Source organism: Actinomyces oris (genome assembly GCF_001929375.1).
Lineage (GTDB): Bacteria > Actinomycetota > Actinomycetes > Actinomycetales > Actinomycetaceae > Actinomyces > Actinomyces oris_B.
This window is the reverse complement of record NZ_MSGO01000048.1, coordinates 18,697-29,646: the sequence shown is the minus strand read 5'-3', so window position 1 is coordinate 29,646 and position 10,950 is coordinate 18,697. Positions and strand designations below refer to the sequence as shown.

General features: G+C 71.8%; 11 protein-coding genes. 8 read left to right on the top strand and 3 right to left on the bottom strand.

What is annotated here, in order from left to right:
• The first annotated feature begins 14 nt into the window (after positions 1-14).
• A complete protein-coding gene (locus BKH32_RS10975) occupies positions 15-635 on the top strand; it encodes a DUF5998 family protein (protein WP_178384630.1) in 621 nt (206 codons plus the stop codon).
• 11 nt (positions 636-646) lie between these two features.
• On the top strand, positions 647-1,975 hold the full coding sequence (locus BKH32_RS10970; RefSeq protein WP_143222807.1) for an alkaline phosphatase family protein: 1,329 nt from the start codon (positions 647-649) through the stop codon (positions 1,973-1,975).
• A 19-nt stretch (positions 1,976-1,994) separates the two neighbouring features.
• Here BKH32_RS10970 and sepH read toward each other — a convergent pair whose 3' ends face one another.
• Positions 1,995-3,455, bottom strand: coding sequence for a septation protein SepH (sepH, locus tag BKH32_RS10965; RefSeq protein WP_430383803.1), 1,461 nt, complete (start codon positions 3,453-3,455; stop codon positions 1,995-1,997).
• A gap of 339 nt (positions 3,456-3,794) precedes the next feature.
• Between sepH and BKH32_RS10960 the strand changes: the two genes are divergently transcribed.
• From BKH32_RS10960 to BKH32_RS10945, 4 genes are read left to right on the top strand one after another with little or no spacing between them, the layout of a single operon-like run.
• Positions 3,795-4,100: a DUF4193 domain-containing protein gene (locus BKH32_RS10960; protein WP_004565030.1), complete on the top strand. Its 306-nt coding sequence runs from the start codon at positions 3,795-3,797 to the stop codon at positions 4,098-4,100.
• A 27-nt stretch (positions 4,101-4,127) separates the two neighbouring features.
• Entirely contained in the window at positions 4,128-4,835 is a 708-nt protein-coding gene (locus BKH32_RS10955; RefSeq protein WP_075250071.1) for a DUF3710 domain-containing protein, read from the top strand.
• Positions 4,836-5,213 (top strand): OB-fold nucleic acid binding domain-containing protein, encoded by a 378-nt coding sequence (locus BKH32_RS10950; RefSeq protein WP_075250070.1) that lies wholly within the window; start codon positions 4,836-4,838, stop codon positions 5,211-5,213.
• A gap of 33 nt (positions 5,214-5,246) precedes the next feature.
• Complete coding sequence (locus BKH32_RS10945) at positions 5,247-6,023, top strand: DUF3159 domain-containing protein (RefSeq protein WP_075250069.1); 777 nt, start codon at positions 5,247-5,249, stop codon at positions 6,021-6,023.
• A gap of 12 nt (positions 6,024-6,035) precedes the next feature.
• Here the strand turns inward: BKH32_RS10945 and BKH32_RS10940 are convergent, their stop codons facing one another.
• Together BKH32_RS10940 and BKH32_RS10935 are read right to left on the bottom strand one after the other, a co-directional pair.
• Complete coding sequence (locus BKH32_RS10940) at positions 6,036-6,698, bottom strand: potassium channel family protein (RefSeq protein WP_065362316.1); 663 nt, start codon at positions 6,696-6,698, stop codon at positions 6,036-6,038.
• 3 nt (positions 6,699-6,701) lie between these two features.
• Entirely contained in the window at positions 6,702-7,325 is a 624-nt protein-coding gene (locus BKH32_RS10935; RefSeq protein WP_256691682.1) for a potassium channel family protein, read from the bottom strand.
• Positions 7,326-7,416: 91 nt separating this feature from the next.
• Here BKH32_RS10935 and BKH32_RS10930 point away from each other — a divergent pair, with 91 nt between their 5' ends.
• Both BKH32_RS10930 and BKH32_RS10925 read left to right on the top strand, forming a co-directional pair.
• On the top strand, positions 7,417-9,525 hold the full coding sequence (locus BKH32_RS10930) for an APC family permease (protein WP_075250067.1): 2,109 nt from the start codon (positions 7,417-7,419) through the stop codon (positions 9,523-9,525).
• Positions 9,522-10,919 carry a class I SAM-dependent RNA methyltransferase gene (locus BKH32_RS10925; RefSeq protein WP_075250066.1) on the top strand — a complete coding sequence of 466 codons (1,398 nt, stop codon included), beginning with the start codon at positions 9,522-9,524 and terminating at the stop codon, positions 10,917-10,919. The genes BKH32_RS10930 and BKH32_RS10925 overlap by 4 nt, the downstream gene beginning before the upstream one ends.
• The last annotated feature ends 31 nt before the right edge of the window (positions 10,920-10,950 follow it).

Genomic DNA, 10,950 nt, shown 5'->3' with positions numbered 1-10,950 from the left:
GCACAATGGCGACCATGACGACCCACTCAGGCCGCAGCTCGGCCGCCGGTCCCGCCTCGTGCGAGGCGTCGCAGGAGGCCTTCACAGACTTGGTGCAGCAGGTGGAGCTCGCCGGCTACTACCCCGAGCTGGTGCTCGACACCCTCCGTCTGGCCGCGGGCGAGGAGGAGATCCTCTCCGGCATGGTCCAGGCCGAGACCACCTTCGCCGAGGCGGTCCACCGCCACCTGACCGTCCTGGCCCTGACCCCCAGCCGCCTCATCATCGTCCACGTCGACGACACCCCCCGCGACGACGGCAGCCCCGGCGCCCTGGCCACCAGCGAGGCGGTTCCGCTCAGCCGTATCCGCTCCATGGCCCTGACACGGGGCGTGGCCGACCCGGCCCAGGGCGGCGGAACCCTCACCGAGATGACGATCGCGATCTCCTGGGGCTCGGTGCGCCGTATCGACATGGAGCCGGCCACCTGCGGCGACCCCGACTGCCAGGCCGACCACGGCATGACCGGCGTGTCCGTGCCCGACGACGTCGTCATCCGTGTGGCCGCGGGCGTGGAGGGCGCCGACGCCCTGGCCCGCGCCGAGACCTTCGCCGGTCGGCTCTCACAGATGGCGGCCCGCGCCGCCTCCCTGTGACGGGGCCGGTGATGGGAACCCGGACCGCCGGCGGGCGGCCCGCACCGCCTCCCGCCCCGGACTCCCCGCAGGATCCGGCGCTCCGCTACGTCCTGGCGGTCGGCGCCGTCAGCGCCGGACTGACCCTCGCTGACACCGGGCACGACGGCGATACCGACCTCAGCCCCACCGGCGACCCCGCTGAACCAGTCGTCTGCGACGCCCGGGCCCGTACGGTCGCCCGCAGCTGGGGGATCGACGTGGCCGGTGAGCCCGAGGAATCCGGTGGTCCGGGAACCGTCGTCGTCCTCGTGGACGGTCTGGGCCTGGAGATGCTCCGTCAGCGTCGCGGACACACCCCCACCCTGCGCCAGTGGCTGGGACGGCGCGAGACCGCCACTGCCGGCTCCGGTGCAGGAATCCTCACCTGCCGGCCCTCGACGACGGCTGCGGCCCTGACCATGCTGGGAACCTCCGCCCTGCCCGGCACCACCGGCATGGTCGGCTACTCGGTGCTCAACCCCCGTCTGGGGCCCGCTCTCGACGCCTCCGCCGTCCCCGGCCCCGACCAGGTCCTCAGCCTCATCACCTGGAAGGGCGACAACGTCCCCAGCCCCAGGTCCTGGCAGGAGGTGCCCACAATCTTCGAACGGCTCCCGGCTGGGAGCGCGGTGAGCATCGGACCGACCCGCTTCGCCGGATCCGGCCTGACCGAGGCCGCCCTACGAGGCGCCTCACACCTGGGAGCCGACCGGCTGGAGGACCGGCCCGGCCTGGCCTCCGGAGCCCTGCGCCGCGGCACCCCGCTGGTCTACCTCTACGTCGGCGAGCTGGACAAGACCGGTCACAAGCACGGGTGGCTCAGCGAGCAGTGGCTGACCCAGCTCGAGCGCCTCGACGCCGCCATGGCGGAGCTGGCCCGGCGCGTCCCCGCCGGAACCAGGATTCTCCTCAGCGCCGATCACGGCATGGTCGACACCGATCCCGACCACCGCATCGACCTGAGCGCCCATCGTGAGCTGGTCCGCGACGTCGTCGCCGTGGCCGGCGAGCCCAGGCTGACGCACCTGCACGTCGCCGACGGCGACGTGGACCTGGCCGCCGAGGTGGCCCAGCGCTACCGCCGCGTCCTGGGGGAGCGGGCGATGTGGATCGGGACCAGGCAGCAGGCCGGTGAGCACCTGGGCGTCCTCGGCGCGCGAGCACGGGGCGTTGTCGGCGACGTCGTCGTGGCCATGGCCGAGAACTGGGTCCTCGTGGACCCCCGGGTCCACTCCGAGTCCGCCATCGCCATGCCCGGCGTCCACGGCTCCTTCACCCCGGCCGAGACCGAGGTGCCGCTGCTCATCACCGAGGCCTGAGGCCCGGGCTACTCGGGGGCTACTCGGGCCTGGCGCCGAAGACGATCTCGTCCCAGGAGGGTACGGAGCGCCGTGAGCGACGGCGAGACTTCTTCTTGACCGGAGGCGTCCTGGGCATGTCGGGCAGAGGCTCCTGCGTACCCGCCGCAGAGGCGGCCGACGGGCTGTGTGAGGCCTTGGCCAGGAGCTCGGAGCGCGAGGGCATGGGAATCTCCGGCACCGGCTCGGTGGGACTGTCCGCCCCCAGCGGTGCTCGACGTCCCACGGGGACGCGCTCCACCGCGGGACTCGGGGCCGACGGCGCCGCCGAGGGGGCGCTGGAGGCCGTCACCAGCCTGGTGCCGGCCGGGTGGTTGCCGGTGTGCAGGCGCCTGCGCTCCGACATCGAGTAGACCTGCGCACTCAGGCCCGCGGCCTGCTCCAAGGGCTCATCGGCGGCTCTGGCGCCGGCCTGGGTGCGGCGCTCCTCCATGCCCCGGGCCGGAGGCGAGGGGACCTCGGGGCTCTCAGGGCTGCTGGTGTAGTCGATGCCGTGAGGGTCGGTGAAGGCGTCCTCATCACCGTTCCCTACGCCCGCAAAGCCGTTCAGGTCGTCGTCCTGGGGCATCTCCACCTCGACTCGCCGGCCCCGGCTGGAGGCCAGGTCGGCCAGCAGCGCATCAGTGTCATCGGCCGACATGGTGCCACTGGTAGGGCGGCCGTACTCCCGAACCGGGAGCATCCCGGCGGGCATCTCGACGGCCAGCCCGGTGGACTCGCCGGAGGCCGCAGCCGGGGCGGAGACGGCCGAGACCGCGCTGCTGGCCGCTGAGCCCGCGGCCGCGGGGGAGTGCCCCGACTGGGCCGACGGCGCTGAGGCGGAGGCTCCGGGAGCCTTCGAGTCCTGGTCGAAGACGGCCGGGCGCTTGGCCCCCGCTCCGGCCTCGGTGAGCCAGCGCGCCTCATCGTCCAGGGCGTGAACCGCGCGGGCGGTCAGGTCCAGTGACCAGCGCGCCTGCTTCTCCTCGGCGGACTGGACGAAGGTCACCATGATGAGCCAGGGGTCGCGGCCCTCGCGCAGCGCGTCCCACTCCAGGCTGGAGGGGTCGACGCCGCGCGTGGCCAGCCGGTCCACCACCAGCTCGCCGAGCAGGGGGGAGTCCTTCTCCCAGCCGATCCGGCAGGACTGGGCCTGCGAGACGGCCCATTGGCGCTCGGCGAGCACCGGCCCCTCGAAACGGCGCACGTGCTCCACGTCCATGCCCGTGCTGATCGCGACCTCGGCCGCGGTCGCGCCGGCGCGCATATAGGCCTGGAGCTGCCGGGGGCGCAGGGGTGCCGGCGCCTCGGCGACCGTCCCCGACGGGGGCAGGATCGCTCCGCGGTCACGGCGCACCGCGGCCCTGAGGGCGTCGTCGACGACGATGCTGTAACGCTCGCCGTCCTCGTCGGTCATGACAATCGTGTCACCGTTGGCACCCAGCAGCTCGAGTTCGACCATGGGTGGGGCCTCCTTCATCCCGTGTCAGCACGATATGCTCCACTGTGCCTCACAGCCTGCCATCCGCAGGCGCCGAGCCGTGGGAGGCGCAGCGGTGTGCCACATGTGAAGCACGTGTGAATACCCTCGTGAAAACCCTCGGGTCGGACGCACTGCAAGCGAATCGTGCTCCTTGGTCGGGCGATTTGGCTTGACGGGTCGCCTGGCGGTGCTATTGTGCGCGTGCCTTCCGGGACGGGGGTGCCGAATCCTCGGCACGACGCCGGTGCGCAGTGCACGGCTCGGCTCCCGCCTTCCGAAGGGCACCCGAGAGCCGTCGACAGAAAGAGTGACGAGGCCATGGCGACCGACTACGACGCCCCGCGCAAGAATGATGACGAGCCCGAGGCCGATTCCATCGAAGAGCTGACCTCGCGGCAGAAGGATCAGTCATCCGCCGCGATCGAGGAGGACGAGAACGAGGCCGCCGAGGGCTTCGAGCTTCCCGGGGCGGACCTGTCCCGTGAGGAGCTGAGCGTTCACGTCGTTCCTCAGCTCGAGGACGAGTTCACCTGCTCGGAGTGCTTCCTCGTCCATCACCGCAGCCAGCTGGCCTTCGTCGACGAGGCGACCGGTCTTCCGGTGTGCGCCGACTGCGCCGGCTGACGCTCCCACCCGACTCAGGAGATCCCCATGGGACTGTTCTCGCGCCGTCGTGACGACGCAACCATCGATTCCGACGAGTCCGCCCTCGGGCGCGACCCCGACAGCGACGACCTCGACGAGACCGCCGCCTCTGGCCCCTGGGACCTCAGTGAGCTGCCCGAGGACCAGGAGGAGGTGCCTCGCATCGACCTGGGTGCGCTGCAGGTCCCGGCCGTTGACGGGATGCAGCTGCGTCTGGACCCTGCGCCCGACGGCACCGTCACCGCCGTCGTCCTGGCTCTGGGCGGCTCGGCGCTCGAGCTGCGGGCCTTCGCCGCACCGCGCACCGAGGGCATCTGGGACGAGCTGCGCGGCGACATCGCTGGCGAGCTCGCCGGGAACGGTGCCCGCTACGAGGAGAGCCACGGGGAGCACGGCATCGAGCTGGTCGCTCACCTGCCCATGCGCGGCCCCGACGGCACGATGGCGACCAGCACGATCAGATTCCTGGGGATCGACGGCCCCCGCTGGTTCCTGCGCGGCGTCCTTCAGGGACCGGCCGCCTCCTCCGAGCACTCCGCCCAGGCACTGCGGGAGGTACTGCGCGGAATCGTCGTCGTGCGCGACGGCCAGGCCCGCCCGCCCCGCGAGATCCTGCCCCTGCACGCGCCCGGAGTCGCGACCGGACCCGAGGCCGAGGACCTGCCCGGCATCGACCCGCTGGCGCCCGGCCCGACCGTCGCCGAAGTGCGTTAGATGGGGGCGCTGTCGGCCCGGGTGAAGCGGCTCTACGAATCGCTGCGCACCAGTCGCGAGCACCTCAAGGCCGAGGAGGAGGAGCGCTCCGCCAGCAGGCGGGGCACCGATCCGATCGGTTCGCTGACCTCGCGCCAGCGGACCTGCGTCTCAGGTGTGCTGCAGGCGGTCACCTACCGTTCGAGCCAGGACAAGCCCATCCTCGTCGGGCAGCTCTACGACGGCACCGGCAGCATCGACCTGGTGTGGTGGGGCCGGCGACGCATCCCCGGCATCAAGCCGGGGGCCCATCTCCTCGCTGAGGGGCGGGTCGCCGACGGCACCCACCGCCAGCAGATCCACAACCCTGCCTATCGCCTGCTGGGGCCGGGGCAGTAGCAACCGGCAGCCACCTGCGGGAAGGACCATCGAATGAGCAGCCGTTCCACTGGAACCACCCGTACGGGCCTGGGAGCCATCGACTCCGAGCGCTTCGACGCCATGGCCGCCGTGGGCGGGTGGCGCGGCATCCTCGAGTCGGTCGTGCCCACTCTCATGTTCGTCCTGGTCATGGCGGTGCGGCCCACCGCACTGGTGGCGGCGCTGATCTCCTCCCTGGCCATCAGCGCCATCTGCCTCGTGGCCCGTCTGGTGCAGCGCCAGTCCCCGGTCCAGGTCGTCGGCGGGGTCGTGCTGGTCCTGGTCTCGGCCCTGTGGGCCTGGCGCAGCGGCGACGCCTCCAACTTCTACGCCACCGGCCTCATGATCAACGCGGCCTGGTTGGTCGCCTGCCTGGTCTCCCTGCTCATCGGCTGGCCGATCGTGGGCGCCCTCATGACTCTGTGGCACCGCGTCACCGACGAGTCGGACCGCAGTGAGGACTGTGGCGCGAGCAAGGACTCGGGCAGCGCCCAGGCGCCGCAGGCCCACGACGATCCCGCCGCACGCCCCTCGGCCTGGCGCACCGAGCCGGCCCTGCGCCTTGTCCGGCGCCGCTACCACGCGGGCACCTGGGTCCTGACGCTCATGTTCGCCCTGCGGCTCGTCGTCGAGGTGCCCCTCTACCTGGCCGGCGCCCAGGCCGTGTCCTACCTCGGGGCGGCCCGCCTCATCCTGGGCGTGCCGTTGTACGCCGTGACCCTGTGGTTCATCTGGCTGCTGGTGGCCCCCAGCCAGATCGCCCAGGCCCAGGCTCCCGCCGAGCGGTAGCGCCGCCCAGCGTCACGTGAAGATGAGGGGCAGCTCCTCCAGGCTGGACTCCCCCTCCCTCGCCGTGAGGAAGATGAGCTCGTCGCCGCGCTCGAAGCGCTCGTCGCGGTCCGGTGTGATGGGGCGGTAGTCGCGCAGGATCGCCGCCAGCACCGTGTGGGGCGGCAGCTCGATGTCGGTGACGAGCTCGCCGATGACCGGTGAGTCCTCCGGCAGGGTCAGCTCGTGCATGGAGGCGCCCGACTGGTGGAAGTGGAAGATGCTCACCAGGCTGCCGACACTGACGGCCTCCTCCACCAGGGCCGTCATGAAGCGCGGGGTCGACACGGCCACGTCCACGCCCCAGGTCTCGTCGAAGAGCCACTCGCTCTTGGGGTTGTTGACGCGCGCGACCGTACGGGGCACCCCGTACTCGGTCTTGGCCAGCAGGGAGATGACCAGGTTGGCCTTGTCGTCCCCGGTGGCGGCCACAATGACGTCGCAGGTCTCGGCCCCGGCGCGCTCCAGGGCGTCGATGTCGCAGGCGTCGGCCAGCTGCCAGTCGGCCTGCGGGACCGAGGCGATGCGCATGGCCTCGGTGGAACGGTCGACGAGGGTGACCTCGTGGCCGTGACTGATGAGCTCTCGGGCGATGGAACGGCCCACGGATCCGGCTCCGGCGATCACGATCTGCATGGCTCAGACCTCCTGGGTCGGGGCGTGTGACAGGGCGCGGCGGACCTGACCGATACGGTCGGTGCTCACCGCCAGGTGCAGTCGGTCGTGCTCCTGGATGACGGTGGCGGCCTCGGGCAGCAGCGCCGTGGCATCACGCGAGATCCAGGCCACCCGCACCCTCAGGCGGTCCTCCAGGACCCCGATCGTCGTACCGACCCACTGCGGGGAGGCGTTGGGCTGGATGAGAGCCACCGTGCCCGAGGGATCCTCGAGCTCGCGGGCACTGGAGCCCGGCAGGATACGGCGCATCATCTGGTCGGCCGTCTGACGCACGGTGGCCACCGTGGGGATGCCCAGGCGCTCGTAGACGTCGGCTCGCCGCGAGTCGTAGATCCGGGCGACGACGTTGTCCACGCCGAAGCTCTCCCGGGCCACGCGCGCAGCCACGATGTTGGAGTTGTCCCCGTTGGAGACGGCGACGAAGGCGTAAGCCTCGTCGATACCCGCCTGCTCCAGGGCATCGCGGTCGTAGCCGACCCCTTTGACCTTGCGGCCGTTGAAGTCCGAGGGCAGACGGCGGAAGGAGTCCGAGGAGCGGTCGATGACGGACACCGAGTGCCCCATACGGTCGAGCTGAACAGCCATGGACGCTCCGACGCGTCCACAGCCCATGATGACGAAGTGCACGAGGAGGACGGTACTCCGTTGTCGGGCCAGGGACGTAATATCTGGAGACGTGCGTGACTTCGCAGACCGCATCAAGCGGCTTCTCGTCGGCCGTCCTGTCCCCAGCGGAGCTCTGGGGGAGACGCTCCTACCCAAGAGGATCGCCCTTCCGGTATTCGCCTCCGACGCCCTGTCCTCCGTGGGCTACGCCCCAGATGAGGTGCTCATCACCCTGGCCGTGGCGGGCGTCGCCGCCATCTCTCTGTCCCCGTGGGTCGCCCTGGCCGTCGTCGGCGTCCTGGTCGTGGTCGTGGCCTCCTACCGCCAGACCGTCCACGCCTACCCCTCGGGCGGCGGCGACTACGAGGTGGTCTCGGCCAACCTCGGCTCCCACGCCGGTCTCCTGGTGGCCTCGGCCCTGCTGAGCGACTATGTCCTGACCGTCGCGGTCTCGGTGTCCTCGGGCGCCTCCTACCTCGCGGCCGCCCTGCCCTCCCTGGTCCCCTACAAGGTGGAGATCGCCGTCGCGGTCGTCACCGTCCTGGCCGTGCTCAACATGCGCGGCTCGCGCGAGTCGGGCCGGGCCTTCGCCATTCCCACCTACCTGTACATGGGTGTCATCGGCGTCATGGCCGTCGTCGGCCTCATCCAGGAGCTGACCGGGACCCTCGGGCGGGCCGAGTCCGCCGGCTTCGACGTCGTCACCCACGCCGGCTGGGAGCAGGGCCTGACCGGCCTGGCCGGAGGCTTCCTGGTCCTGCGGGCCTTCTCCTCCGGGTGCGCTGCCCTGACCGGCGTGGAGGCGATCTCCAACGGCGTGCCCAGCTTCCAGCGCCCCAAGTCCCGCAACGCCGCCACCACGCTGCTGCTCCTGGGGGGAATCGCCGCGCTGATGCTCATGAGCGTCATCCACCTGGCCGGCGCCGTCGGCGTGCGCATGGTGGAGGACCCGGCCCACCAGCTCCTGCGCAACGGCGTCCCGGTCGGGGACAGCTACCATCAGGACCCCGCGATCGGACAGATCGCCGCCACCGTCTTCTCCGGCTTCCGCCCGATGTTCTACCTGGTCGCCACCGTCACCGGGCTGATCCTGGTCCTGGCCGCCAACACCGCCTTCAACGGGTTCCCGGTCCTGGCCAGCGTCCTGGCCCGTGACGAGTTCCTGCCCCGCCAGCTCTCTCAGCGCGGCGACCGCCTGGCCTTCTCCAACGGCATCATCGTCCTGTGGCTGGGGGCCGTGGCCTTCCTCATCGGATTCGAGGCCAACACGACTCGCCTCATCCAGCTCTACATCGTGGGTGTGTTCATCTCCTTCTCGCTCTCCCAGGTGGGCATGGTGCGTCACTGGACGCGCGAGCTGACCATCGCCACCGAGCCGCGGGCCCGCTCACGCATGCACCGCGCCCGCATCATCAACTCCATCGGCGTGCTGGGCACCGGGACGGTCCTGGTCATCGTTCTGCTCACCAAGCTCACCCGAGGAGCCTGGATCACCCTGACGATCATGGCGCTGCTCTACCTGGTGATGAACCGGATCCGCCGCCACTACCGCCGAGTCAGCGAGGAGGTGGCCATCTCCGACCTCCACGACGCCCGCGTCCTGCCGGCCCACGTCCACGCCATCGTCCTGGCCTCCCGCCTCCACCAGCCCACGCTGCGGGCCCTGACCTACGCCCAGTCGACTCACCCCACCGCCCTGGAGGCCCTGACGGTGGACACCGGCGACGGCGGCGCCGAGCGCCTCCTGGACGCCTGGGAGGAGGCCGACATCGCCGTGCCCCTGACGGTTCTGGACTCCCCTTACCGGGACATCACCCGCCCGGTCATCAACTACGTCCGCTCGGTGCGCCGTGAGTCCCCCCGCGACCTCGTCGTCGTCTTCCTTCCCGAGTACATCGTGCGCCACTGGTGGGAGCAGATCCTCCACAACCAGACCGCCCTGCGCCTCAAGACCGTCCTGCTGTTCACCCCCGGCGTCGTCGTGGCCTCCGTGCCCTGGCAGCTGGGACTGCCCGGACAACGGCACATCCACCACGGCGTGCGCGCCCGCACCGCTGAGGGAATCATCGACGCCGACGTCGCCATGCGCCGTCACGTCGACAGCCACCTCAGCCACCTCGACCAGCACAGCGCCCCCAGCACCGGCGGCGTCGGTGCAGACCCCCAGGAGAGTCGATGACCCCCCAGCCCAGCCGGACCGGAGACCAGCCCGCCCCCAGCCGCGGCGAGCCGCGCGAGCTGACCCTGGCGGTGGGGGCCCCTGCACACGGCGGGCACTGCGTGGCCCGACCCGTGGACGACCCGGGCGGCCGCGTCATCTTCGTGCGCCACTCCCTGCCCGGTGAGACGGTGCGGGCCCGCCTGACCGAGATGACCTCGCGGACCTGGCGCGCCGACGCCGTTGAGATCCTCCAGGCGTCCCCGGACCGCGTCGAGTCCGTCTGGCCCGAGGCCGGCCCGGCCGGCGTGGGCGGGGGAGAGCTCGCCCACGTGGCCCTGGACGCCCAGCGCACCTGGAAGCGCTGGGTCCTGGCCGACTGCCTGCGCCGGATCGGCGGGCAGGAGGTGGCCGACGCCGTCGCCTGCCTGCCCGAGGCCTCCGCCGCAGCCGCCGTGCCGATCGAGCCCATGCCCACTGACGCCGCGGCCCAGGCCTCCAGCAGCGCCAGCCGGCGCGCCCTGGCCGGAACCGCCACCCGCACCCGCATCAGCCTGACGGTCTGTGAGGACGGCAGGCCCGGCATGCACGCCTTCCGCTCCGGGACGGTCCTGCCCCTGCGCCGCCTGCCTCTGGCGGTTGGCGCCATCACCGAGATCGGGCTGCTGGAGCGCTCCCGCTGGCGCGCCCACTACCGGCCCGGCATGCGCATCGAGGCCATCGCCCCCAGCGGGGGTGAGCCCGTCGTCCTGCTCGACGAGCGGCTCCTGACCGCCCAGGCCCGCAGCACCGGACGGCGCCGGGTCCGGGAGGTCGTGGACGCCTCCGCCCTAGGACTGGGGGAGCTGACCTACTCCGTCCACGCCGAGGGCTTCTGGCAGGTTCACGTCGACGCCCCCCGAGTGCTGGTCGAGCGCGTCGTACGAGGCGCCCTGGGGGAGAACCTCGAAGGCGCTGCGGGCAGCCGCGTCCTGGAGCTCTACTCGGGGGCCGGTCTGTTCACCCTGCCGCTGGCCGCCCTGGTGGGGGCCGGCGGTCAGGTCCTGTCCCTGGAGGGCAATGAGCAGGCCGTTCGCGACGCCCGCCGCACACTGCACGACCACCCCGCCGCACGCCTGGCCTCGGGCCGTGTGAGCGCCCGCTCGGTGCGCGAGCTCGCCGTTTCCTTCACCGGTGGCCGCCCCGACGTCGTCGTCCTCGACCCGCCGAGGCAGGGAGCCGGGCGCGAGGTCATCGAGGCCGTCGGCGCCCTGGGGGCCCAGCGGATCGTCCTGGTGGCCTGCGACCCGGCGGCCCTGGCCCGGGACCTGGGAACCCTGCTGCGGGCCGGCTACGCGCTGGGCTCCATGAGCGCGCTGGACATGTTCCCGCACACTCACCACTTCGAGACGATCGCGGTGCTCGAGCGCTCCTGAACGGGGTTGCGTGCGGCCGGCGTCACCAAAT